Source organism: Synechococcus sp. UW179B, assembly GCF_900474245.1.
Lineage (GTDB): Bacteria > Cyanobacteriota > Cyanobacteriia > PCC-6307 > Cyanobiaceae > Synechococcus_C.
This window is the reverse complement of record NZ_UCNZ01000024.1, coordinates 80,380-103,274: the sequence shown is the minus strand read 5'-3', so window position 1 is coordinate 103,274 and position 22,895 is coordinate 80,380. Positions and strand designations below refer to the sequence as shown.

The 22,895-nt window shown below is 51.4% G+C and carries 32 protein-coding genes, 1 tRNA gene and 2 pseudogenes; 14 read left to right on the top strand and 21 right to left on the bottom strand.

The genetic code is table 11. From position 1 onward, the window contains the following. The 3 genes and pseudogenes from DXY38_RS11215 to DXY38_RS13775 all read left to right on the top strand — a co-directional run. Positions 1–287 (top strand): annotated as a pseudogene (locus DXY38_RS11215) (FAD-dependent oxidoreductase); the annotation flags it as partial. 238 nt (positions 288–525) lie between these two features. After that, positions 526–972 carry a hypothetical protein gene (locus DXY38_RS11210; protein ID WP_136988113.1) on the top strand — a complete coding sequence of 149 codons (447 nt, stop codon included), beginning with the start codon at positions 526–528 and terminating at the stop codon, positions 970–972. Positions 973–1,010: 38 nt separating this feature from the next. Further along, on the top strand, positions 1,011–1,160 hold the full coding sequence (locus DXY38_RS13775) for a hypothetical protein (protein WP_170952936.1): 150 nt from the start codon (positions 1,011–1,013) through the stop codon (positions 1,158–1,160). Positions 1,161–1,268: 108 nt separating this feature from the next. On the opposite strand, the gene DXY38_RS11205 is transcribed toward DXY38_RS13775, so the two are convergent. The 3 genes from DXY38_RS11205 to DXY38_RS11190 form a co-directional block, all read right to left on the bottom strand. Next, the gene (locus DXY38_RS11205) at positions 1,269–2,060 is read right to left on the bottom strand and encodes a hypothetical protein (RefSeq protein ID WP_136988111.1); all 792 of its coding nucleotides are present in this window, start codon (positions 2,058–2,060) and stop codon (positions 1,269–1,271) included. 243 nt (positions 2,061–2,303) lie between these two features. Continuing rightward, positions 2,304–4,040 (bottom strand): AAA family ATPase, encoded by a 1,737-nt coding sequence (locus tag DXY38_RS11200; RefSeq protein WP_170952935.1) that lies wholly within the window; start codon positions 4,038–4,040, stop codon positions 2,304–2,306. 850 nt (positions 4,041–4,890) lie between these two features. Continuing rightward, entirely contained in the window at positions 4,891–6,192 is a 1,302-nt protein-coding gene (locus DXY38_RS11190; RefSeq protein WP_206749680.1) for a site-specific integrase, read from the bottom strand. Between the two features lie 108 nt (positions 6,193–6,300). On the opposite strand from DXY38_RS11190, the gene DXY38_RS13770 reads away from it, so the two are divergent. Beyond that, positions 6,301–6,387 (top strand) — tRNA-Ala (locus tag DXY38_RS13770). Positions 6,388–6,492: 105 nt separating this feature from the next. Here the strand turns inward: DXY38_RS13770 and DXY38_RS11185 are convergent. The 3 genes from DXY38_RS11185 to DXY38_RS13765 form a co-directional block, all read right to left on the bottom strand. Then, entirely contained in the window at positions 6,493–6,810 is a 318-nt protein-coding gene (locus DXY38_RS11185; protein WP_006852156.1) for a DUF3303 domain-containing protein, read from the bottom strand. 138 nt (positions 6,811–6,948) lie between these two features. Next, on the bottom strand, positions 6,949–7,377 hold the full coding sequence (locus tag DXY38_RS11180) for a cupin domain-containing protein (protein WP_244279110.1): 429 nt from the start codon (positions 7,375–7,377) through the stop codon (positions 6,949–6,951). Between the two features lie 89 nt (positions 7,378–7,466). Then, positions 7,467–7,622, bottom strand: coding sequence for a hypothetical protein (locus DXY38_RS13765; protein ID WP_170952934.1), 156 nt, complete (start codon positions 7,620–7,622; stop codon positions 7,467–7,469). Positions 7,623–7,802: 180 nt separating this feature from the next. On the opposite strand from DXY38_RS13765, the gene DXY38_RS11175 reads away from it, so the two are divergent. Continuing rightward, complete coding sequence (locus DXY38_RS11175) at positions 7,803–8,273, top strand: early protein (E6) (protein WP_115071728.1); 471 nt, start codon at positions 7,803–7,805, stop codon at positions 8,271–8,273. On the opposite strand, the gene DXY38_RS11170 is transcribed toward DXY38_RS11175, so the two are convergent. Next, positions 8,270–8,683, bottom strand: coding sequence for a tautomerase family protein (locus tag DXY38_RS11170; RefSeq protein ID WP_115071693.1), 414 nt, complete (start codon positions 8,681–8,683; stop codon positions 8,270–8,272). The genes DXY38_RS11175 and DXY38_RS11170 overlap by 4 nt on opposite strands. Positions 8,684–8,924: 241 nt before the next feature. Here DXY38_RS11170 and DXY38_RS11165 point away from each other — a divergent pair, with 241 nt between their 5' ends. Continuing rightward, positions 8,925–9,191, top strand: coding sequence for a hypothetical protein (locus DXY38_RS11165; RefSeq protein ID WP_115071692.1), 267 nt, complete (start codon positions 8,925–8,927; stop codon positions 9,189–9,191). Between the two features lie 225 nt (positions 9,192–9,416). Here DXY38_RS11165 and DXY38_RS11160 read toward each other — a convergent pair whose 3' ends face one another. Beyond that, positions 9,417–9,662, bottom strand: a complete 246-nt coding sequence (locus DXY38_RS11160; RefSeq protein WP_244279109.1) for a hypothetical protein — start codon at positions 9,660–9,662, stop codon at positions 9,417–9,419. A 56-nt stretch (positions 9,663–9,718) separates the two neighbouring features. Here DXY38_RS11160 and DXY38_RS11155 point away from each other — a divergent pair, with 56 nt between their 5' ends. Genes DXY38_RS11155 through DXY38_RS11150 form a run of 3 tightly spaced genes read left to right on the top strand, consistent with a single transcriptional unit; the run spans position 9,719 to position 10,539 of the window. Beyond that, entirely contained in the window at positions 9,719–10,066 is a 348-nt protein-coding gene (locus tag DXY38_RS11155; RefSeq protein ID WP_115071726.1) for a hypothetical protein, read from the top strand. Between the two features lie 60 nt (positions 10,067–10,126). After that, positions 10,127–10,279 (top strand): hypothetical protein, encoded by a 153-nt coding sequence (locus DXY38_RS13760; protein WP_170952933.1) that lies wholly within the window; start codon positions 10,127–10,129, stop codon positions 10,277–10,279. Positions 10,280–10,323: 44 nt separating this feature from the next. Next, on the top strand, positions 10,324–10,539 hold the full coding sequence (locus DXY38_RS11150) for a hypothetical protein (protein WP_115071691.1): 216 nt from the start codon (positions 10,324–10,326) through the stop codon (positions 10,537–10,539). Positions 10,540–10,571: 32 nt separating this feature from the next. On the opposite strand, the gene DXY38_RS14035 is transcribed toward DXY38_RS11150, so the two are convergent. Further along, a complete protein-coding gene (locus tag DXY38_RS14035; RefSeq protein WP_244279108.1) occupies positions 10,572–10,907 on the bottom strand; it encodes a hypothetical protein in 336 nt (111 codons plus the stop codon). A gap of 206 nt (positions 10,908–11,113) precedes the next feature. Between DXY38_RS14035 and DXY38_RS11140 the strand changes: the two genes are divergently transcribed. Then, a complete protein-coding gene (locus DXY38_RS11140) occupies positions 11,114–11,413 on the top strand; it encodes a hypothetical protein (protein WP_170952932.1) in 300 nt (99 codons plus the stop codon). An 881-nt stretch (positions 11,414–12,294) separates the two neighbouring features. After that, a complete protein-coding gene (locus DXY38_RS11130; RefSeq protein WP_006852170.1) occupies positions 12,295–12,510 on the top strand; it encodes a Nif11-like leader peptide family natural product precursor in 216 nt (71 codons plus the stop codon). A 102-nt stretch (positions 12,511–12,612) separates the two neighbouring features. Here the strand turns inward: DXY38_RS11130 and DXY38_RS11125 are convergent, their stop codons facing one another. The 3 genes from DXY38_RS11125 to DXY38_RS11115 all read right to left on the bottom strand — a co-directional run bounded on the left by DXY38_RS11125 (position 12,613) and on the right by DXY38_RS11115 (position 14,795). Beyond that, complete coding sequence (locus DXY38_RS11125) at positions 12,613–12,864, bottom strand: RNA polymerase-binding protein RpbA (protein WP_115071690.1); 252 nt, start codon at positions 12,862–12,864, stop codon at positions 12,613–12,615. Positions 12,865–13,019: 155 nt separating this feature from the next. Continuing rightward, on the bottom strand, positions 13,020–14,027 hold the full coding sequence (gap, locus tag DXY38_RS11120; protein WP_115071689.1) for a type I glyceraldehyde-3-phosphate dehydrogenase: 1,008 nt from the start codon (positions 14,025–14,027) through the stop codon (positions 13,020–13,022). Positions 14,028–14,153: 126 nt separating this feature from the next. Further along, the gene (locus DXY38_RS11115; RefSeq protein WP_371411009.1) at positions 14,154–14,795 is read right to left on the bottom strand and encodes a L,D-transpeptidase; all 642 of its coding nucleotides are present in this window, start codon (positions 14,793–14,795) and stop codon (positions 14,154–14,156) included. 287 nt (positions 14,796–15,082) lie between these two features. Here DXY38_RS11115 and psaK point away from each other — a divergent pair, with 287 nt between their 5' ends. After that, a complete protein-coding gene (gene psaK, locus DXY38_RS11110; protein ID WP_115071688.1) occupies positions 15,083–15,340 on the top strand; it encodes a photosystem I reaction center subunit PsaK in 258 nt (85 codons plus the stop codon). A 55-nt stretch (positions 15,341–15,395) separates the two neighbouring features. Here the strand turns inward: psaK and DXY38_RS11105 are convergent, their stop codons facing one another. Beyond that, positions 15,396–16,076 (bottom strand): TVP38/TMEM64 family protein, encoded by a 681-nt coding sequence (locus tag DXY38_RS11105; protein WP_244279107.1) that lies wholly within the window; start codon positions 16,074–16,076, stop codon positions 15,396–15,398. Positions 16,077–16,370: 294 nt separating this feature from the next. On the opposite strand from DXY38_RS11105, the gene DXY38_RS11100 reads away from it, so the two are divergent. Then, the gene (locus DXY38_RS11100) at positions 16,371–16,556 is read left to right on the top strand and encodes a hypothetical protein (RefSeq protein ID WP_115071687.1); all 186 of its coding nucleotides are present in this window, start codon (positions 16,371–16,373) and stop codon (positions 16,554–16,556) included. A gap of 5 nt (positions 16,557–16,561) precedes the next feature. On the opposite strand, the gene DXY38_RS14030 is transcribed toward DXY38_RS11100, so the two are convergent. Together DXY38_RS14030 and DXY38_RS14170 are read right to left on the bottom strand one after the other, a co-directional pair. Continuing rightward, entirely contained in the window at positions 16,562–16,954 is a 393-nt protein-coding gene (locus DXY38_RS14030) for a hypothetical protein (protein ID WP_244279106.1), read from the bottom strand. Between the two features lie 115 nt (positions 16,955–17,069). Beyond that, a pseudogene (locus DXY38_RS14170) lies at positions 17,070–17,438 on the bottom strand (MFS transporter); the annotation flags it as partial. A 261-nt stretch (positions 17,439–17,699) separates the two neighbouring features. On the opposite strand from DXY38_RS14170, the gene DXY38_RS11090 reads away from it, so the two are divergent. Beyond that, positions 17,700–17,987 carry a hypothetical protein gene (locus DXY38_RS11090; protein ID WP_115071686.1) on the top strand — a complete coding sequence of 96 codons (288 nt, stop codon included), beginning with the start codon at positions 17,700–17,702 and terminating at the stop codon, positions 17,985–17,987. A 505-nt stretch (positions 17,988–18,492) separates the two neighbouring features. On the opposite strand, the gene DXY38_RS11080 is transcribed toward DXY38_RS11090, so the two are convergent. From DXY38_RS11080 to DXY38_RS11060, 6 genes are all read right to left on the bottom strand, one after another. Continuing rightward, entirely contained in the window at positions 18,493–19,155 is a 663-nt protein-coding gene (locus tag DXY38_RS11080; protein WP_115071685.1) for a secondary thiamine-phosphate synthase enzyme YjbQ, read from the bottom strand. Between the two features lie 21 nt (positions 19,156–19,176). After that, on the bottom strand, positions 19,177–19,935 hold the full coding sequence (locus DXY38_RS11075; RefSeq protein ID WP_115071684.1) for an MBL fold metallo-hydrolase: 759 nt from the start codon (positions 19,933–19,935) through the stop codon (positions 19,177–19,179). Beyond that, a complete protein-coding gene (locus DXY38_RS14100) occupies positions 19,932–20,060 on the bottom strand; it encodes a hypothetical protein (RefSeq protein WP_006852183.1) in 129 nt (42 codons plus the stop codon). The genes DXY38_RS11075 and DXY38_RS14100 overlap by 4 nt, the downstream gene beginning before the upstream one ends. 52 nt (positions 20,061–20,112) lie before the next feature. After that, positions 20,113–20,985, bottom strand: a complete 873-nt coding sequence (locus DXY38_RS11070) for an EamA family transporter (protein ID WP_115071683.1) — start codon at positions 20,983–20,985, stop codon at positions 20,113–20,115. A gap of 7 nt (positions 20,986–20,992) precedes the next feature. Continuing rightward, entirely contained in the window at positions 20,993–21,244 is a 252-nt protein-coding gene (locus DXY38_RS11065; protein WP_038013541.1) for a 2Fe-2S iron-sulfur cluster-binding protein, read from the bottom strand. 94 nt (positions 21,245–21,338) lie between these two features. Next, positions 21,339–22,838 (bottom strand): cobyric acid synthase, encoded by a 1,500-nt coding sequence (locus DXY38_RS11060; RefSeq protein ID WP_115071720.1) that lies wholly within the window; start codon positions 22,836–22,838, stop codon positions 21,339–21,341. Positions 22,839–22,895: the final 57 nt, after the last annotated feature.

Sequence of the window (22,895 nt, the reverse complement as noted above, 5' to 3'; positions counted from 1 at the left end):
CCGACGCCTTGAAGCAGCTGGGATTCCACACCGACCGACTCAAAACCGGCACCCCTGCCCGCGTTGATCGCCGCAGCATTGCGCTCGACCAACTCGAAGCGCAACCAAGCGATGCCGCCGATCGCTTCTTTTCGTTTGACCCCACGGCCTGGGCCAGCGGCGAACAGATGAGCTGCCACATCACCCGCACTACAGCGGCAACGCATCAACTGATTAAAGACAACCTCCATCTCACCGCGATTTACGGCGGCATCATCGACAGCAAAGGCCCGCGCTATTGCCCCTCCTGGCGTAGTTTTTGCCCTACCTCTGCCTCACCTCATGGGTGGGGCTTTCTTGTGTCGTCTCAAGGCTTTTCAGCGGATTTGCCCTACCTGTGCCCACTGCCCTACCTTTTTCTATACCTTTGCTGAGAGCTAGCTGAAACGCTGCTCACAGAGGCCCCTTATACCCCTTCTTACCTAAAACATAGATATAGGTAGGGTAAGTAGGACAGGCAGGGCAATCGATTGGGCTGCAAGGCTTTTGAGCTGCCCTACCTATGCCCTACCTGCCCCACCTATACCGCTTGCCTATCTTGGGTCTACAGAGAGGAAAAAAATGGCAATAGACATCTCAGCAAAACTCCTAAACGACAAAAAGGTGATCGCTGCTTTACAAGACCTGTCCAATGACAAGGTTGATAAAGCAATTAAATCCGGTATTAGCAGCGCAGCTCGTGGGGCTAAAAAGCACATCGCTGGTGGGCTTAAGGCTGGTGGGCTAAACCTCAAGAGCACCCGTATCAAGGCTGGCCTTGAAGATCCCAAAATCAGGAATGGAGGCAACAGTGCATTTATATGGGCCAGCCAGGATCCCGTTACAGCTAACAGCTATGGGGTCAAGCAAAACAGGCGCGGCTTAGGTGTCACGTTTTACAAGGGTGAGCGCAAGACAATTAAGCGGGGCTTTATAGCCAAGGTCTGCCATTAGCTGGAGTACCTGGCAAACGTTATCCAGCTAAGAATGCTGTGCGCTTTATTCATGGTCCTTCTATCTCGCAGGCTTACAGCAATGGCGCGAAGTCTGGAGTGATCAAGCCTTACACAGAAAAGGAAGTAGCAGAAGCACTGGCCAAGGGCATCAAGCGCCGCTTAGACAGCTTTGCTCGCAAGTTCTGAGCGACTGGGGTTGCGGGTGCCCCCCCTAGTAAAGGTACTTCCACGGCCTGCAAAGTGCGGCGGCCCCCCGGCGCAGAAAACTGCTAGCGGTAGGCAATTATTCGTGGTTCACCAGGCTGCCAAGACTGTTGAAACTCCCCTTATTAATTCTGTTTTTGCATCTGAGATAGTGCGCCAGCCTATTGCAACACCGCTGAGCCTTGGCGCTAACGCTAAAAATTGATCTCTCACCCTTCGGCAGCGATTAAATTGTTTGCTAGTTACATCTGTAACCAGTACAACTTCACCTGCCGCCTGTTGTGCTTTTAGGCGATGAAGACCACCGCGTGCACGTTCAATATCGGCTTGTAACACCTCTAGCGAGGGAAGCTCAAATGGCATAGCTAATTGCACTGACGGCTCTGTGTCTTGATATAAATCTGCATTTTTTTGTGCTTGATCACTCATAGCCAGCAACACACTGTTTATACTTGAGAGCATTAAGCCATATGCATCCCTGCTCTCAAGCAGTTGTGGAGCAATCGATTTTACCCAGCTCTTCATTAGTTTCTCAAGAAGAGCGAATACTTCCTTCTCTGCAATCTGAGTCTGCTCGGCATCACAAAACCTACTTTCCTCTTCCTGCAGCTGTAGCAATAAAGAACGGCCCTGCCACCAGAGTCTTTTACGACGTTCTAATGCCAACTCCTGGCGTGGGGTAAGTGCACTTTTATCAGCTTGCTCTAATTGATGCCAGACGATCAGCAAACGCTCGAGATCTACTTTCGCTGGACGTCCAGGTTGAATGCAGGCCTGCAATCTTGGTTCGGCCTGCGCAATCCGTCGAAAACTGGTGAGTGGTAGCCCAAGACGACGAGCAGCCTCTCTAAGGCTCACCACTTGGCAATCAGAACTGCTCATTAAGAGAGCCCTCTACCTGCTCGAAATTTTTCATCACCCTCCGACACTCTGTGCTGCTCAGGTTCAATTGACGGACAGAGCACCATTGAAGAATCGCTTCTTCGTTGCAGCATCCAGCCTTCATCGCGGCTTGAGCACTCCAGGTGCACATACTCGGTGGAGGGTGTGGAGGGTTATTTCCGCCACTTTTCTCGATAGGGACAGAAAAACAATCCCTAGACCCATCCTCCCGCAGCCGTGCCATTAACCCAACTCCTTGGCGTTGGTGGTTGGACGTGGTCCCCAATGGGGATCATCAAAATCAAGCCGGTGCGGTCTTCGCTTCTTGGTGATTGGTGGAGTCTTATCCAGTAATTCACCCTGACCCAAAGAAACAGACTCCTGAGGCTCCAATGACTCCTCTAGAGGAGATATAGGAGAGGGATTAACAACTTTTTCCCTGTGTTCAAAAGGGATGTGAGTCGGTGGAGTCGGTGGAGCTTTTTTTTGAGACTCAGCTAGTTCGACCTTTGCCAGGCTTAGATCAACACCACTAGGGCGATAGAGATTCCGCCCCGACACAGTCCGCTGATCCACCAACTTCTTGGCGCATAGCTGCTGGAGGGTGTCAAAAGCCATGCGACGGGCATTTGATCCCTTCTGTCCGGCATAGAGGTCTGGGTATTCCTCCAGAACGTTCTTAGCTGTGGTCTCGTAGTGGTTATCAATCCACCGATTACGAACAAGCTGCAATACCGGCACCTGCCGCTCATTGAGCTTGGCTTCGGTTTTGAGTTGATCTTGTTCAGCCTTGATGTCTGCATAGTCACCATGGTTGGTGAATTGACAGTGGTCGGTCTGTTCAATCACGAAAGTGATTGGTTTTCCGCCACGACCGTCGCTGTTCAACACAAGGCGGCGATCACTTTTGTCCTTCTCATTTAGGAAGGCGAGATGGATGATTCTGCTGACCGCTGCAGTGATCGCAGTAGAGCCACGACTAGCCGTCACTGACCTTTCATCCTCGCGACCTTTCCCAGCGTGGTGCAAAAGGATTGTGGTGATCTTATGAGGCGCTAAACGGCGCTCAAGTGCCTTAATCGGCTCTGCAATTTCAGTCTGGTTTTCATTGAGACCCAGAGGACCAACAAGGGATGCCAACGAATCAGCTATCAACAACGATCCTGGGTTCTTGCGCGCCAACTCACCAATCTTTTCGATGCCCTCTTCATCGAGAAAGCAAGGTGCTTCTGCAGTGAAAAGCCACTTGATCTCCTCACGTAGGCGGCAACGTTTTGGGATTGGAACACCTTGACTGTGTGCCATCCGCTCTGATGGTCTTTGAGGCTCCTCAACCACCATTCCGGCAGAAAGAAACATCTCACCCCAATCAGCCTGCGATTGATCAGTACCAAGAATGATCACCGATGGTTTGTTGCCAGGATTACCAATGCTCTGACCAAGAAAGATCTCAGAACGGCTGAGGTAAGCAGAAAGAAAAGCAAGAACCAATGCTGTCTTTCCTGTTTTCTCGCGCGCCAGAAGCAGATTGATCCTGCCTCTGCAGAAGATCTGATTCCAGACCCAGGTGGTTGGATCGATGGTTATCACATCACCACCACCAACACCATCCTTTAGATCAAGAAATTGACGCTGTGCCTCGGAGTCAATCAACTTCGCTTCATGATCACGAAGCGATGCCCCAGCAGTGTTGGCATAAGTGCGGATGTGACTTAGTCGCTCCACCCTTGACATTTTCTGGCGATGCCATTTCTTCACAAGAGAATGAATGTGTTCCCAAAACAGCATTGGAGTCGACAGCCCATTTGGCATTTCGGGATTTACGCCAGCCTTAATGGCTTGCTGCTGGGTCTGTTCCTTCAGAGCGGAGTATTGCCGCATCCCAAAAAGCACTCCATCTAGTTGGTGGTGGGATTGGATAACACCAACCATTTGCAGCCACTTGAAGGCTGCATGCTCTTCCTCCTGGTCAATACTCATGCGACGATGAAACTCTTTTGCGATGTCTTGATCCATTAATCAAGACCCCCGAAATAGAATGGGGATAACGAGTTGTGGTCTCTCGCTGTTGGTGCAGCGGGTTTTTTTTGCATGATCATCCCTGCCTACGAGCCTGAAGGCCGTGCTGATTAAACGCATCTCGGCAACTCTCAACATTCCATACCAAAGGAGAATTTCGATATGGACCAAGAACATAGTGACGGCCAATCTCTAAGAAACCTCCATTGCTCTCTCGACGACGGTGAAGCGTGTCAGGGCTGACTCCCAATTGCAAAGCAGCAAAAGAAGTCCTCATCCATTCGGACATAATTAAAACCATGTTGTGTCTATTACTCGCCGGAACCCTTTCAGCCAATACTGGAGCCAACAGTGACAACTGCCGGAATGAATCTGAGGTGGCTCTTGGAAGCCAGCAACAAGAAATTTTTAGGCTTACTGGAGTGTTAGTACCCGGTTCAAGCAACTGCTGAGAACCTACTTGCTGCCTCTTTCAGGCGCAATCACTGACAGATATACGATCAAAATGAATAAGTAAGTAGCGGGAAGCTCCGGGAATTAGCGGGAAGTAGCGCTTGAAGGAAATACGAGAAAATCTTTATAATTAGTTCACAACTTAAGGGCTCCTTGGAGGACGTCAGAGCCAAAACTCACCCAAGAAACCCATTCAGCCGCAAAGCAGTTTTCACACCAGAAATCACACCAAACAAAGAGTCACGCCGCCAGAGCGCTAAATCCAGATATTAAAAAGCCCAGTCAGAGACTGGGAAATACCAGTGGAGCCAAGCGGATTCGAACCGCTGACCCCCTGCATGGCAAGTAGGCACAAGTATTAGTTTTTTGCTTGAGCTTTTGAAGGTGCAGTCGTACCGGTGATTCTTTCAACTGCCTCGAGCAATCCGGCCTCATCAGTCCATCGGCCGTAATGGAGATGATGCGTGCTCGGGGTATGACCCAGCAACGACGCTGCATCTCTCACAGACAACGGCATTGCATAACCCTTATGAGCTCTCCATGCCCATCCATGGCGCAAGGAATAAGGTGTCAAGTCTGGTGTGGAGCTCACCAACGATTGCCAAAACGGATAACGATCAAGCAGCTGCCTGAATGCATCTCCAACCTTCTTGAATTCACCTGAATCAATGGCGGTGCGGATGGCCCGCGGCAATTTCACCAAACCGCTTTCGAATTGACGCAGCGCCCGTGCACCGTCATCACGGCCATCGAGCTCCAGAGCGATCGCCAACCGTGGGGGCTTCTGATTCTTCATGCTCCGGCGATTCCTCTTCACGTTGCTGGCCACCTTCAATCGGCCGTCATCAACCGACAGTGCGGCGAGCTCAGCCGGGCGTAATCCAAAGCAACCCACTAGGGCAACAGCAAGCCAAAGCTCTGGCTTCTCATCGGCGATCAGCGCATCGAGCAATGCCTCCAGTTGTTCTGGTTTCACCGGTGGCGTGAGCTTGTCATCGCCATCGTCGGCCGTTCCCACCAGCGCATCACGGTCTTCACCCTCGAGCGGTTTCCACCGGCCAGGTGCACCACACTTCTCGATCGCGTAATCGAGGAATGCAGCAACATCACCAAGATGACGTTTGCGGCCAACCCCACCAGCGGGGCAATGATCAAAGAAGGTGCTTGCATACGCCTGCATCAGTGATGCTCCATCGGTCGGGCGTGGTTTGCCGTTCAGGATTTGCAGTGCATTGTTGATTCGATTGGTTGTGTCGCGGAGCGTGGTGGCCCGTCGGTCATTCCTTGCAATTAAAAATGCATCCGCAGCGGCTTTCCAATCAATGGCACCTGCAACAACACCCTGACCAGTGACAACACCAGCAACTTGCTGTGATCGGCGGTGCGCTTCACGCAGGCTGATGTCGTGCTCATCCATCCGTGATTTGAGAACACCAACTGCGTTCGCGATCGCGGTTGCGGAGCTCGGAGCCCATTCAATCTCGAGGGTCACCGATGGCCGTGAGCCATCCTCCATGGTCTTGAAAAGTCGCGTTGCTTTGCCCTGCCCTTGGACCTTCCAACCGATGCCATGTTCACGCTTGATCTGACGGCGCAGATCGTGGTCCCAATTGCCGGATTTTGTACTTGTCCTTGGCACTTGCACTAAGCCCTGCTTCAAGCAGGGGGTCAACTCATGTGCAAAAGGTAGTGCAAAAGTGCACTGGATTGCAATAGCTTGCTATAGCAGGGGTGAGCAGATTTCCTCAAAAGCGTCTGCTGTGAATGAAAAGCTCTAGTCTTAATCTGCTTTCTGAGGCGTAACGCCTCTTGCATGGCATGCAGGGGGTCAGCGGTTCGAATCCGCTTGGCTCCACTAGGTTTTCAGCTAGTGGCACTCCCCGGATCGTGTGAGATTTGGTGCAAGAAAGCGCAGATTTCTGTGCTCTCTTGCATTCAATTGAGCTTCGTGCCTGCGTGCTTAGGCCATTTTTGCGAACAGCTTTTTGTGATGGTCCACAACGTCTTGGCAACCGATCACAGGAGTGAAGTCCATCTCAATGCCGTATTGAGCGCGCCAAGGAGCGAAATGTTCAAAAATCTGTGCGTCACTTTCGGCTTTAAATAAACACGTCACCCGACCAGCGCCTGGAGCATGGACTCGAAATAGCATCTCAAAGCCAGGGAAGCTATCGGCCTTTGCCATCTCCCCTGAATCCCATAATTCACAAAAACTTTTATAGGCAGCGAGTTGACCTTCAATATCAGGAAAAATACAGTCCGCGAGATACATTTGCATGGTTGGCTAAAAACGAAGGCATTCGTTTCCTAGCCACTGCCCATGGAAGAGGCTGCTCAAGTCACCACTTACTGACCGCTCGTCTCAACCTCCGCGATGTTGAGAGGTCCTGGACCTAAGGGATCCTCTTGGTGCCGGTCATTGAACAGGAACCGTGTTGGGCATTCCCTCCACGCTGGCAAACGTCACCAGGCTGATGGCTGGTTCAGTCCCTCTGTTGATCACGTAGTGCGGCTCTTCCGGGTGACCTTCAAGGAAGCCGTCTCCGGCCTTAATGGTGTCGGTCTCCTCCTCACCATTGACGATCCGCACATTGCTGAGTTCTCCCTGCTCAACCATCACGACAACGGGTGCAGGATGGATGTGCAAAGGAATTTTGGCCCCAACAGGAAGCGTGAGCCGATAAACCCGCATCTCTGGCGTTCCCTCGGGATAGGCGACAACTTTGCCGCCGAGGGTTCGATTCGCTGTGAACAGCTCCTCGACCACTGGCTTGGGTGATGCCAGGGCATGGCCCGACAAAAGCAGAGCGGTTGCCGCAGCAACCCCAAAAAATTTTGAGAACATCATCTTTTTTCGCAAGAATTATTGGCCCTATGCATAGTGCAAGGGGTGGTTCGCTGAAGTGGATGACAAACGTTTTCAGCGATTGCTGATCAAGCTGCCTCTGCCTCTGCCTCTGCGCCTGGCTCTTCGTATAAATCGTTGAGTTGATCGAGCTCGGCCCTCAGATATTGAATCTCAAGCCAGTCCGTAGATAGCTCAATTGCGATTTGAAGCCGCTCAATCTGACGCTTAAGAAGCAAGGACATCTGCCAGGGAACGGGTTCAGCTATAAAACCGCGCTCTGAAGGTAATGCAAGCACTGAAGTGCCAGAGAACAGCGCTTGATCAAGCAGCTCTCGGATCCAGAGGAGATTGGGATGAGCTGATTCCCTCGTCAGCGTGCGTTCGCGAGGATGGCGAAGCAGGTCACTCTTTTTCGATTACAGATGCCATCCAAGCCCCGGAACCGAGTTGGTGAGGTGTACGGAAAGCTCACGGTCGTCCGTGCCTCAGAGCGTCGTACCAAAAGCGGAAATGCCTATTGGTGGTGTCGATGCTTTTGTGGTCAGGAACGTGAGGTTCCAGGCGACAAACTTTCGCAGAATTCAGCCCGTAAAAAGCCCTTGGTCACGGCCTGTTTGGATTGTTCTCGAGAATTTCAGGTTGAAGCTGTCTGTGCCAAAAATGACCGTGAAGAGCGTCAACGACGCATCGATGCCAAGCAGCGTCGCGCCCAACTGACAGATAAAGTCCCAGATGGATGGCTTTCGCTGCCACTCACTGACGCCCATGCAAGGGAGCTGGGGCAGGTGTTGTTTTTTCGTGGCACGCTCTGCCTTCGAGGGCATCTTGCCCCCTATCGCATTAATGGGGGGTGCCTCACGTGCTCCGGCCAAAAGCCTTCTGCTGCTGATTAGCGTTGTGCAGCATTAGCTTGCACCTCTTCTGTTTGTAGCAACTGGGCAACTCCATTCCCAAACGACCAGTCTTCGCGTTGTGTCGGACTAATACTGATAAAAAGGTCTTCTTTATGAATTCCTTGTTTCTCTAGTGCTTCCGCAAGCATGCGGAACAACTCCACTTTTAAGGCTTTGCTCCTGGGCGAAGATGTGATTTGAAGAAGGAGGGGTGGATCCTCCGATCGTTTAATCCCCCACATCTCACGACTAATCCTCATGCGTGATTTTGGACGTTCATTAATAATATAAAAGCCTCCATTGTCTGGGATTCCCCATGCACTCACAAAGCAAGAATGAATGGTTTCTTGAAGCTGATCTATCGCCTCTGCAGGCATTCCCTCTGTGATATTAATCGTGATGAGTGGCATTCTATTGTTCAATACTATGATGCATTCTTAGCATGTATCGATCCCTTAATCGGTCCTTCTTGTGGCTTGTTGTTCAAGTTGCATGTTTCAGCTGATCGGCTCAATATCCCATGCCTCTCCATGCGAGAGGGCCTCTCAATGTGGATCGAATGGGGAGAGTTTTCAATTCGTTTGCATCGCTGCATCTCCGCTGATCACAATGCGAGACTGATTGCAACTTTGCTTCTGCGGTTAAGGCCCCATGGCGTCGAGAGATAGTATTCGGGCTGTGTTTGCCGATCCCCAGCTCGATGGGATGGATCGTCTCTATCAAGCGATTGGTGCAATGCTCAAAGACGGAGTTGCCTTTGATAGCGCCTACGCCCTAGTTGTTCAATCTGGTGCTGATTCCGCTATGACATGGATCAGGTTTTGTGTCCAATCAGCTAGCCGATTTGATGAACCACCCGAGGAGTCGGAGTTTCTAGCGGTACTGGAGGAATGTTGCAGAGAACATGTTGGGGCTTGATAGGACAACACGCTAGTTTTTATTGTAGAAATGCTTGAAAGACTGATCAAGCAGTGTTTTTATCCAATGATGGGGAGCATTTGTTGAATGACCGGATATAATCTCAACGAATGATTGAAATCACTTGAGTTTAGAGTGTTTGAATAGATTTTGATGGATTGAAGTTAAGCTCGAAGTTTAAAAATGTTCTGTCCCCTTATCGTTCAAACGTTTTGCAATCGGTTCTCAATCTTCTTCTTCAACCTGGGGGAGGTCTGCTGACCAGGCTCGTTCGAGTGCGTTCACATTTTCATTTCTCTCAGGAGACTCAACGATCACGTTGACGTTGCGCTTGGCAAGAATCAAGCGTACGAGTGAAACCAGAAACCAGTATGCAGTGGCAAACAGCACACTGAAGTAGACAAAGCGCATCATCACTCTTCTCCTAACGATCTCTATGTTATCGGCAGTTCGTGGGGGGGTGCGGTCCAAAATTCCCGTGTTCCTGTTCGCTGCCTCCCTTGACCAACGTCCAGGTGACGAGTTTGATGGAACACTTTGTGGAAGCAACAATGCAGGACGAGGCTCTTAAGGCGTTGATCTCTGATTTGGGAGAGGGGATCGTGATTGATGCGGAGCTGCTTGAGGGTTGCTCGGTTGCCGCCCACGATCTTGACGACATGGATGCTGTACAAGCTGCTGAGGTTGCCGCGCATGTATTTACGACGTTGTTTGAAACCAAGGTTTCAGAGCAGACAGGCGAGAGTGCGGAACCTGAGGAAGGTGAATGGTCTGGCGTTGTGAATGGGTTTCGTTTTGTGATTGAACGCGATGGTGATGGTGACCTCGTCGTCGATTTCAGTGATGCTCCATCTGGAACGACAGGCGATGCTTGAGGGTGAGCCCGAAGGAGCGTCTGAGTTTGCCCATGAGAGCTAGAGCTTCAAGGTTGTGGCATGCGGATTGAGAAAGTTGAACAGGTTGCTGCCTTGATCATTACGGCTGGCCTCGTGCTCGGAAATTTTGTGATGTTCACTCCCTGGAGGAATGACCAAGACCCTCGCAATCGTCCAGATCCTGCCCTTCAAACACAGCCTGATCGACCTTGACTCCAGCTGTTGATTGAATTTTTCAGTGGATTGCAGGGATTGTTTTGATTCCGCTTCTCAGGGATTGGCTCCTGGGATTTGCCTCTGGCCAAAAGGCTTTATGCTGTGATGCCATTGAGCCTTTGATTTTGGGAGATTACACAGTCGCCATCCTTGCAACCATTGGCCTTGTGATCGTTTTTACTGTTCCCGTTGTCTGGCAGTTTTTACAACCTAATGACGACGATTTTGGCGATATTAGTAAAAAGCCAAAGCAATAGTTGTCGGTCGTTACTTTAGCCGGATTGCTTGCTTAATTTCCTTCCGTGGAGTCGTTTAATCGTCTTTCTTCTGGTGTTAGATATTCTTTGATGATGGGAGACTCTTCACCAGCTTCTAATGCCTTGATATCGCGCTCGATATTTTCAATAAACAGTTTGTTTCCATTGGCTTTAGCAATGACAAGCACTTTGTTCAATTGCTCTAGTAGTTGCTCGTAATCGCTCATTGATCTTTTTGTGGCTACAGCTGATGGTTGATGATCGTTTGGCTTCAGAGCAGCCATCACCACAGCCTCCCAGTCTTGGACGGTTTTGTTGGTTTGGCAATGCGCCTTAACACCGATGCCAGTTGGTGGTTGTTGGCTCAAAATGTTGAGATGAGATCGGAGACGCTTTGACAGACGACACTCCACCTGAGTCTTCAGCAGAAGCAAGCTGACTTCACCTCTCACCTCCAACAGTCTCACCAAGACAGAGAAGGAGGGCATGTTGAGGATTGGCACCACCTTTTGCTTGTCGTCTTTTCGATGGGGAGAGCTCGCTCCCCTACGTTTCTGAAATTTGGAGAATCTTCATGTCCAAAGCTGCTGTTTCCATTTTCCAGGCTCAGCCTTCACTGATGTCCGTCGATGCGGCATCCGAATGCCGTCTGCGCAATGATCGTCAGAGCTATTTTTCGATCACCAGAAGCCTGGTTCAAGCTCAGTTCAAGCTAGATGACCGCGAGTTGTCTCGACGCTTGTGGCAGGAAGTGGCCGACCGAGATCTTGATGTGAGTCGGATTATCAATTTGATGTATGGCTGTTGGTTTCACCAGGATGAGGATGAAATGATTGAGGTTGATAACCGTCATCTTTCCTTATTTGTTGACTAGCTTGATGCTTTAAGTACCAATCAAGCCTTTTGTTTGATGGCTTTAAAGTGTCTTTCTTCATTGGCAGCGCTTTAAGGCTTTGTCATTGTGATAGCTATCCATTCGTTTGCAGAATGAGTAGTTTGGTAGTCTGATTGGTTTTGACTTGTCTGTTAATCCATTGGGAAAGTCTGTTCCCCTTATCTAATTAGCTTTGTGATAGTTCCCGGCATTGTTTTGCCATGGCTGTGCAATGTTCCTGCAGTGCAGGCGACGCAAGCTTGAATCCAAGGTGGAAATGTAGAAATGATAACCCCCTATTGATTAGGTATTTATATAAGTATTGGATTCCCCTAGGCTTGTGAATCCTGGCCTTGCATATCTCGATTAAGCAAGACCATTCTTTTATATTGTCTATATCTTTACCTGCTAGTTGTATGTTCTCAGCGTTAACTTTGCCTGTTGTTTGGCTGTCTAGCGATCTCTTTGTCTGTTACGCACACTTTTGCTGATGATGAGATTGAGATTGTGTGGCTGCATAGCGCCGTCCTGCCTTATGGGCCTCGCCCACTGTCCTGAAGTTTCCTACGTGGTCGTAATGCACTCCATTGGTGGTGGCAGAGACTGAATAAAGGCTCGAAGTGACCTTTTGTACGCACCAATGCATGAAACAGGATGGAGCCTTCTCGAGCGACTTCATGTCCTTTGCTCTATCGAATGTGTTGAAAGTAAGATAGTATTGTGTTTTTAACGCTGCTCCTTCACGAAAATCCACTTTATTTAAGTTTTTCTTTAGGATTTCCTTGAACAGCGTTGATTGTTCGTGCTTTTGGCTCTTGTTCGCCAAAACCGACTCGCTTCAATTGATTCCATGATTCGTTGTTGTTGCTGAGGATTTTTCTATGGCTCTTGATCAACTCAAAGCTTTTCTCGTCAAGATGCAGGACGACGAGGCGCTTAAATCCACCGTTCTCTCGGCTTCAACAGCGGATGATGTAGCCAAAATCGCTGCCAAATTAGGTTATGAGTTCTCTGGAGATGAGCTATTACGCCAATCTGGGAAAAAAGTTGGTCGCGTGACAGTCTCTAAACAAGAAACTCCCGGTGAATACAATTAGTTTGAAAGGCTGAGTTGTCTCTGTTTGTACCCTGCTAGCTGTTGCTGAAGTGTTCTTTGAAACGATATTCTTTCAAATAGGATATCAGATTTTTTGTCTTGATTATTCGATTGGCTCTCGATCAATACTGATCTCAAATTCTATTCCGAATCGATGGGCGGTTGCTCTAAATCGTTTTGCTAGCTCTATAAAGAGTTTTTTAACCAATTCGTCGTCAAACTCATAGATTTCTAAATTTGCCGTTTTTGACATTGCTTGGAGATCTTCAACCAGTTTTTCTACTCTGGTTGAAAAGACTTTCCCAAACCGCGCTCGTTTCTCCGTTGACGAATTAAAATCCGGCACATTTGTCATGGTGTGACCCCCATCCTTATCGTTGCTCTATCGCTATTTTTGCATGCCATCTCTTCATGCAAAAGAACTCTCGGATTATTTTTGACCACCATTCCAGTCCGATGAGAAGCGATGCTTTGTTCGACTGGAATGATCATTGTTTCATTTGTATAAATCTATCTCATCTGTGTGGTTTCCATGTGTTTGATGAGATCAATACACTTGCAGCTATAGGCCCATTCATTGTCGTACCAGGCAACAAGCTTCATGAATCGGTCGTTGAGTGCCATTCCTGCACCTGCATCAAAGACGGATGTTGCACTATCTCCGAGTAGGTCATTGGAAACCACCTGGTCATTGGTGTAGCCGAGAATTCCTTTCAACTCCCCTTCTGCAGCTGCTTTCATGGCAGCTTTTACTTCTTCATAGCTGGTTGATTTTTCCAGATTCACTGTGAGATCAACCACTGATACATCAGGTGTAGGCACCCTGAATGCCATCCCTGTAAGTTTTCCGTTCAGCTCAGGAATCACCCTTCCAACAGCTTTGGCGGCTCCGGTAGAACTAGGAATAATGCTTTGACCGGCTCCGCGCCCCCCTCTCCAATCTTTGAGAGATGGACTGTCGACGGGCTTTTGTGTGGCTGTTGTTGCGTGGACTGTTGTCATCAATCCACTAACGATTCCAAAATTGTCATTGACAACTTTGGCTAATGGGGCGAGGCAGTTTGTCGTGCAGCTTGCATTCGATACGATCTCTTCACCTTGGTAGTTTTTGTGGTTTACACCCATCACAAACATGGGTGTTTCATCTTTTGATGGTGCGCTCATTACGACGCGTTTTGCCCCAGCATCAATATGTGCTCTCGCCTTATCGTCCGTAAGAAAAAATCCTGTGCTTTCCAGCACGTAATCGGCACCGATATCCCCCCACCTCAGTTCCTTCGGGTCTCTTTCAGCAGAAATACGGATTGATTTACCGTTAACGATCAAATTTTTATTTTCTACTCTTACGTCGCCTTGGAATTGTCGGTGCGTTGAATCGTATCGGAGTAGATAGGCGAGGTAATCAACGTCGATCAAATCGTTGACTGCTACCACCTCAACATCATCCATGGATACGGCTTGGCGAAAAGCCAGGCGACCAATGCGTCCGAACCCATTAATACCAATACGGATGGTCATGGGCGGTAACCCTAAAAACTAGTTATAGGACCTGTGCATCGTTCTGCATGTCTGTATTTGAGGATGCTCACATGTGATTGAGTATTAACACTCAGATTTCGTGTTTTGTATGTTGTCTTTTTGGCTTTAGAGATTGCAGGGTTCGTTTGATGTTACAAGGACTTCATCGCCAAGTTTGATGTTTTTGACGAGTTTATTGAGATCCTCGTTGTTCATATTGATGCAACCACCTGTTACGCGTTGTCCGATACGTGTTTCATCATTCGTTCCATGAATTGCAAAGCTATACCATCGGTAGATTCCGTTGTATTCGTTAAAGTTGAATGGCTGGGGTGTTGGTGGTACTGGGGTAAGGCTGATATATCCTGATCCATACTCACCAGTTTCTCCATCCCCTTTAAAGTCTATAGAGTTCATATTTTTGAACAGATTATTTGCTAGGTATTGTTTTGTTTTCCCGGATTTTTTGATCAGCGCTTCATCCATTTCGAATCTACCTTTGTTCATAATTGCATTCACTTTGAAGGTCCCAAGCGGAGTCACGCCTTCCTGAAATGTGCTGCCGATGCATCCAACGCCATTTTTCCCATAGCCCACTTCGAACACCATCTCTTTGCCATCGCTTTGAGCAATTCCTTTGCTTTCTTGTGGCTTGCTTTGGTTGAGTTTGATCTCGATTGGTCCCTCGACTTGCGACGAGGCTTTGGTTGTTTTTGACTCTTGCATGCATCCTGAAAGCAGGAGAGCTGATGTTGTGACCATCAACATCTGTGCTATTCGCATGATCATTAGGCTGGTTGTTCACCTATCATGACGTGATTTCAATCATCTGCCTGCATTGATGGGCATGTTCTGAATTTTTTTGTTTTGAAGCTTCTGATTGCATCCGCATTTCTACTCGGTTTGTTGGCCCTCACGCAGTTTCTCGTTCGCCGAGGAATGTCGCGTGATGAGGATTAACTTTCTAGCTTGCGCATCGTTCGTTTGAAGCCTTTTTACGAAATGGTTTCGGCCGATGCAATTGGCCCGATGATGAGCCAAATTCACCTGCATCCATGGCCTTTCACCTTTTGGCAGTCGCCCCCCCTGCAACCTTCAGTTGGTCTCCAAAGGTGGGTCTCTTAATGGTGTTGTGCAATATCCTTGCTATCTATCTCGGAACAAAAATTTTTAAGGCTGGGGAGGGGACTCAACTACCCAATCCTAAATACTTTGGAGGATTGGGTTTAGAGGCTTTACTGGCTACAACCAGTCTTGGCCATGTCATTGGCTTTGGTGTCATTCTCGGCTTCGGTGCTGCCGGCTTGCTTTAGTTGTAGGTCTGTTGACTTGAATGCTGCCCTCGCTTTTGAGGGCGGCTGCATTGGCTTATGTAGTTTTTCTTTGATACTTTTTTACAAGTCCAGCAACGAGGGCTAAGGCAAAGACACCTAGAAGCGCTAGCCCAAGCATGAGCTTTCCTCCGCTAAAGACCCCAGCGCCTAGGGCAACAATGGGTGGATCACTCAGTGCCACGCTGATGATGAGTGCTGGAGTAAATATCTTCCATTTGGTTCCGCCAAGGCCCGCTGCGTAACTCACAAAATCAAATAGACCTGTCATTAAAAGTCCTGTGAGGAAGAAAGGATTTCCTTCGATTTGTGACTGGTTAAAGCTTTCAATGCGTGTGCTTGCTTTCTCTCCTACGAGGGCTCGTACCGGTTTTTGTCCAAAGCGTTTGGCTACTAAAAATGCGATTTGGCAAAAAACTAGATCGGTAATGAAGATTGTGATCAGTCCTGCCTCAAACCCAAGCAGTGCGCCAGCAAGCAGTGAATACGCTGTGCTTGGTAAGGCCGGAAGCAGGATGCTGACTCCCCTGAGCGCCACAATCCCAAGTGGTGCCCACACACCCATGCCTTCAACCTGAGCACGCAGGGGTTCGAGAGCGTGGGTGTGGGCGAGATGGAGCACAACAATGGCGAGAGCTACAACAGCGCTGACGCCAATGATTTTGCGAAGTCGCTGCACGTAACGCTGATGGAGTTTGATCGTTGTTGACTTTTGCATTTTTTAATCGCGCATGACCCTTTTCATTTCGATGTGGAATGAGTTGTTACAGCTACTTTGTTATTGATTGCCTTTTTCTTGCCTTAATCTTTTGCCCGCGATTCTTCTTTTAATCAAGACTTCTCTTGTCTATTTTTCTGGGTTTTCAAGTTCTTGCTTGATTCCAGGCCTCTGATGCGTCCTTTTCCGCTTGCTTTTGCTGGGCTCCTCCTCCTGATCCACAGGTTTTCTTTGGGATTGGCTTGATTTTGATTGCTTTGTCAGCGTTACCTTTCCGGCAAATGCCCCGTTCCTATGGATTCGATTGATCTCGAAGTGGTGAATGTTCTGGTTTTCCAGCAGCTTCTGGAGTCTGTCGAGAGCGAATCCTGGGCGGAGGCCACCATGGCCCTGTACAAGCTGTACGACATTGAGGCTGGTCAAACATTCTCTGATTTAGATGAGGACGAAGAAGAAGAGCTTCTCCCCATGGCGGCCTGAATCGTTCAGCACTGTTGGGGCTGAGCCTGTTTCACTAAGGGTTTGAAGGCTGTCTCCCTTGTGAAGAAGGCAGCCGTCACAAAGGTGCAAAGACCACTGAGCGCCACCCAGATCGCTAAAAAGATGGGATTACCGCTCGCCCTCGCAATCAGTACAGCCGCAATCAGCGGGGTGGTTCCACCAAACCAGCCTTCCGCAAGGTTGTAGGCCAAGGCTGTCCCCGTGCATCGCACCTCCGTGGGCATCAGTTCCACGTGGGCTGGGCCCTTGCCACCATCCACCACTGCAAGCGCCAGTGTGAATCCCAGTTCTCCACGAACGATCGATTGTGGTTCCTGGCTGTGAATCAGTTGGAGGAATGGAAGTGCCCCAATGCAGAGCAGGGCTGCCCCACTCATCAACATCGATCTTCTGCCGATCCTGTCTGAGAGCCACGCTGTCTGCGATTCCGTCCATGTCTTCGACGTAGGTCACTAAGTAGACATAGACCGCATAAAAACCAACGCTGCTGGCAATATTCAGGGCTAAGACTCTGAGGAATGCTGTCCGGTGGACTCCCAGGGTTGAGCCGAGCGGGGTCTTTGTTGCTTTGGAGGCGTCGTCTTCCCCGACGCCATGGCGAATAATCACCCCCGTGAGGGCAACCAAGGAGCCCAGGGCAAAGGCCACGCGCCACCCCCAATCCCCCAGTTGCGTTTGTGTGAGGGTTCTCGTGAGGAGATCTCCAAAGGCCGAACCCATCAGCATCCCCAGCACGGAACCCCAGAGTCCCCAGATGCAAAAGAAGCCCCGTTGTCGATCTGGAGCGGATTCGGCGAGGAAAATGATCGAGGTTGTGTACTCACCCCCTGCTGAAATTTCCTGCAGGAGCCGTAGAAGCACCACGGCAATCGGAGCTGCAATTCCGATCTGGGCAATGGGTGGGTAAGAGTGCCATCCCTACGGTTGGGATCGCCATGGCGATTACCGACAGGGTGAGGGCGCGGCGACGTCCTACCAAATCACCGATGCGGCCATAGACAATTCCTCCAAGGGGGCGGACGATGAATCCAGCATCAACAAAGCCATCCCGAATCTCCAGACTGGACGACCGGGCACGTTTGAACTCACTTTGCTAAAGAGAGTTCAAACTCCCTCTCGCTGATGTGTTTACTGGCTGCTCTGGGCCTATTTGTTCCCAGGTTGATTCTGATTCTTCTCTGGTTTGTGAATGCGTCCTTTGTGCTGGACCCCTTTAGTGGATTGCCTCTTCCAGACTTTGTTGCCCCCTTGATTGGTTTGGTGATCTTGCCTACCACCACCTTGGGCTACTGCTGGGCTAGTGATGCCTATGACGGGATTAGTACATTTAGCGGACTGTTGATTGTTGGCATTGGTTTATTGATTGATTTTGGTTTGATCGGTGGCGGCAGAGGGATTGCCCGCCGTTAATCAAGCCCCTGCAAGCGGATTAGGGAGAGCCCAGCCCTTCAATGCATAGGGTGCTTGCTTTTGGTTGCCATGCCTTGATCAATCTGGCGTTGGCTTCGCACTGATCTCTTGAGGCTTGTGGAACTTTCTCTAGGGCCGCAGTGGTGCGATGAGCTCCATAGGTGGCCCAAGTGATGATCAGCCAAGTGATGGGTTCCATGGTGCGTTAAGTGAATTCTCCTTCCAGCTTGTCGTCTAGTGCTGCCCAATTGTGGACGTCTTCTTGGCTTTTGGTTTACACAAGGATGTCATCTTCAATCAGCCAACCTTGGAGGATCAGTTCTGCTTTTTTGGGTTCGACATCTGAGGCTGGTACCTCAACCATCAAAAACACACCATTACGGTTGCAATAAAGCCGTCTGAGTCCAATCACGTGGGCGGCTCCTGCTTTTGCTCTTCCCATTTTGTTGAGGGTTGCCTGAATCTTTAGTAGCGGCTGAGACCAAGCTCGGATTGTTCGATTGAATCAGCTGTCGCTGATGTCATGCAATCTGTCAATTAAGAGGTCAACATCGGTTGCATTCCCACCATCTTCAGCCCAGGCTTCGGGTTGAATTCTGTCTTGAATTTGTTGATTCAATCGTGTGGCGTTGCGCAGATTGAGCAGGGTTTGGTTGCTCGCTGTTTGCGTTGTGGTTGCATGTGTTGCGGTTGCCTGTGTTGAGCTTGCCGGCTTCTCTCCGATCAAGTGGCAAGCGACGCGACGCGTGCTTCCGAGTTGGCGATGCTCCCACAGATACACCGCTTGCCAGGTGCCCAAGACCAAGCGACCGTTTTGAACGCTGAGTGTCATGGTCTGACTGGTGAGGGCCGTTCGGATGTGAGCAGGCATGTCGTCGTCTCCTTCGTCGTCATGGAGATAACGTCGCCGTTGGCCTTGAGCGTCTGCTGGTCCTTTGCCGTCCTGTGGCACCACGGCCTCCATCCAGGCGGCTAAATCCTTGAGCACGCGTGGATCGGCGTTTTCGTTGATCGTGAGGCTGCAGCTGGTGTGCAGACAGGTGAGGTGCAAAACCCCTTGCTCGATGTCCTTGCTTCCGAGCCAGGATTCCATGCGCTCGTTCAGTCGCGTGAACCCTTTCCCTTTGGTTGGGATCTCGAGTTGCGTCAAGGACTGTGCAAAGGCCATCGAGACTTGGTCCAGGGATATCTACGGTTTAGCGGTGTTGATTGTTTCTGGGCTTGCCGTGTGGGCTTCTAGCCCGAAAGGCTCGCCAGGCACTGGGATGACAACGCGTGGATCAGGCTGCTCTTTGATCGTCGCCCCTTGCAGGAGGGTGCTGATCAGTCCGCTGAAGGTCACGTCTCCACCCGTTGTACTGGCCAGCACCGTGCGGGGCGTGAAGCGTTGAATCAAGTCTGGAAGCACGCTGGCACCGGTAATGAAGTTACCGGCGAGTGGTAAGCCGAGGTCGATCACCGGCGTAATCACGGTATCGACAGGCCGGGAGGCCAGTTTGGGATCGAGCACGCCGTGGGGCTCGAGATACAACGACCCATCGGACCAATCAAGGAGGTACCCGTTTTCCACATTGGGCACCGCCGCGCCTGCTGTGGCCTCGATGCTGAGCCCCTTGATGGTGCAGGTTTCACCCGGTTTGAGGGTTTCAATCTGTTCAAAACCCAAACGGTTCACCACGTTTGCGGCAGCTGCAGAGCCCACCACAGGCAGGTTGCGCGGCAGCAGCTTCAGGCTTGGTTGGTGGCAATGATCGGCGAGTCCTTGGGTCAGCAGAAGCAGGTCAAGATTCTCCGGAACAGGCCAGGGGTGGGGCAGTTCGCCGCGCAGCATCCAGGCTCCAGGCGGGAACACCAAGGGGCCACTGAGCCAGGGGTCGACGAGGACACGAAGATCAGCGATTTCCAGAAGCCAGCCATTGGCTCCGAAATACGTGGCTTGAGACCTCATGACTGCTCCGTGGGTGGGGTCTGCAGCGATTCATCGAGGCCCAGATCGATCTCGCCGATCCAGGCCACCATGGCCAAAAGGGCCAGAACAGAGCCGATTAGGGGAACCAAGCGGCGGGCTTTCATGAACGCTTTATCAGTGGCTGAACCGTAGAAGGGCGTTGGCTTGCTCCGTGAGTTAGGCGAGAACGGCTAGGGCAACTCCGCTCACCGCCAGGAGTGACGCACAAACGCCAGCCGCTCGTGGATGGTCGCCTTCCGGTGCTGCGACCAATAAAGCCATCACGGGGGCCGTGCTGAGAACCGTGATGCCGATACCGAGGGGTAATTGCTTCAACACCACCTGCTGCAACACAATCCCCAAATTGGTGCCGAGCAGGGTGGCCAACAGCACTCTTGGCCAGCGCCTGTGGTTTGGGCGGGGCTTCGGGAACAGGGTGCGGATCCGCAGCCATGGCAGCAGCAGCAACAACCCTCCCAACAGGCGAGTGGCTGCGCTTTGCCATGCCGTGAGATCCGTGCTGATTAAAACGCTGCGGGAGACGGCTGCTCCGCTCACTCCACACAACACGGCGAGTAGCGCCAAGACAATCCCTTGCCATTGCACGCTCCGACTGCGATCGCGATCGCGCGTGCTGTCTGGTGGACTCTGACGCGCCACTAGCAAAACCGATAGGGACACCATGGCGGCGCCTACCCACGCTTGCCCTTGAATGCTTTCGCCCATCACGACGAGTCCGCCGAGGGCTGCGAGCAACGGTGCCAGAGCCTCAAGAGTGAGGGTGCGTCTTGTGCCAAGACGACGAAGGGCGGCCAGATAAAAGCTGTCTCCTAAGGAGATGCCGAGCCCACCGCTGATCAACAGCCAGAGCAGGCCTTGGCTCTCATCTGCCCATGGCAGAAACAAGAGCACCGGCAGCAACAGGGCACAGGCGATCGCGTTTTTCAGCCCGTTCAGTTCAAGAGCCGTGAGTGAGGTGGAGAGGCCACGCCAAAGGCTGCTTGCAAAGGTCCAAGCCAGCGCTGCGACCAACCCCGCGATAACGCCCATGTTTCAACTACCAGTAGGGGTCGGTGGCGAATTCCACGCGAAGGGATCCGGAGCTGGAAGCCGGCACCGTGCTGATACAGGCACGCACCGTCTGACCATTCACTTCAATTTCACAGGCTCCACAACTGCCCCCGAGACAACCCGTTGGAATGTGGACGCCTGCCGCTTGAGCCGCCCCGAGCCAGTCATCACCTTTGGAGCACTGGCTTTGGCTCCCGTTTGGCCATTGAATCGTGATGGCGGACTGTTGGTTCTCCATCGTGGATAGGGGCAAAACGGCACCCTTGGGCGGATGCAGAGCACGCTGGTTCATTCTTAATTGCACCCTAACGAGCGCTCGAGGGCAGCAGGCTTCAACCGTTTGGACGGTTGCTGAGCAGGGGGTCGAGCTGGATGTGTTGCTCGAAGGCATCAGCGAGGCGATCGAGCAGGGCGTCTCGCTGACGGCTGTGATGCGGTTGATCCTCACGAAGGGGTGGCAATCCCTTGCGCTCTCTCAGCTGATTCAGCCAGCGTCGCCGCCAAGGGCCACTCTCAAACACTCCGTGCAGATAGGTGCCTGCCACAAGACCTCCTTGCTCGCCGATGGGATTGACCCAGCCAAGCTCTGCATCCAGGCAGAGCGTTTGGCAGGTTTCAGTCGCAGTGGTGCGGCCATGGTGCAGTTCAAATCCCTCGAGCTTGAGCGTGCTGCCCCCATCAGGCCAGCGGGCCACACTGCTGCGCTGCTTGAGGGCTTTGTTGGCGGAAAACAGCGTATGAAGCGGCAGGAGTCCTAGGCCTTCATGGCTGCAGGTGCTGGATGAGCCGCCTCCTTCAAGACCTTCCGGATCGCCCAATGTTTCGCCCAACATTTGCATTCCGCCGCAGATCCCAAAGAGGTGTCCACCGTTGGCGGCGTAGGCGCAAAGAGCTTCTCCCAGGCCGCTGTGATGGATGGCGGCAAGATCGCGGAGGGTTTGTTTGCTGCCTGGGATCACAACGGCATCGGGCTTGCCAAGCTCTTCGCCCGGGGCGACCCAGCGCAGCTTCACTGAGGGCTCTGTTTCGAGGGGATCGAGATCCGAGAAGTTGCTGAGGGAGGGCAGTTTGAGCACAGCAATCTCGAGGTCCGTGGGCCCTCGGGTGGGTTTTCGCTCGAGTAAGTCGAGGGAGTCTTCCGGTGGGAAGACATCGTTGAGCCATGGCATGACGCCAAGCACCGGCACTCCGGTGTGGTCTTCTAGCCAGGTTCTTCCTTCATCAAAAAGTTCTCGGCGCCCGCGAAAGCGGTTGATCAAGATCCCTTTCACCAGAGGGCGTTCGACAGGCCGAAGCAAGGCGAGGGTGCCAACGATTTGGGCAAACACGCCTCCCCGTTCGATGTCGGCAACGAGCAAGCAGTTGGCTCGGAGATATTGCGCCAGCCTCAGGTTGGTGAGGTCGCGATTTTGCAGGTTCACCTCCACAGGACTGCCGGCACCTTCCAGCACCAACCGTCCATCGGGCCATTGCTGTTGCAGCTCGGCTAATCCGCTGCGAATCGCCTTCCAGCCAGGGCGAAACCAATCGCGGTAATAGTGTTCCGCTCTGGCGGTGCCGACGCTGTGGCCGGAGTGGATCACTTCGCTCGTGCTGTCGCCTTTCGGCTTGAGCAGCACTGGGTTCATGGCGCAGCAGGGTTCGAGTTTTGCGGCCCAGGCCTGCATCGCTTGGGAATAGGCCATTTCGCCTCCGGACGCATCCACCCAGGCGTTGTTGCTCATGTTTTGCCCTTTGAAGGGCAAGGGTTGCTCTCCATGTCGTTTCAGCACCCGGCAGAGAGCTGCTGTCATCAGGGTTTTGCCGGCACCACTCGAGGTGCCAAGCACCATCAGGGGGCGCTGCAAGGGAGCAAAGGAAATAACAGAGTCATCATTCTCTCCTTGGAG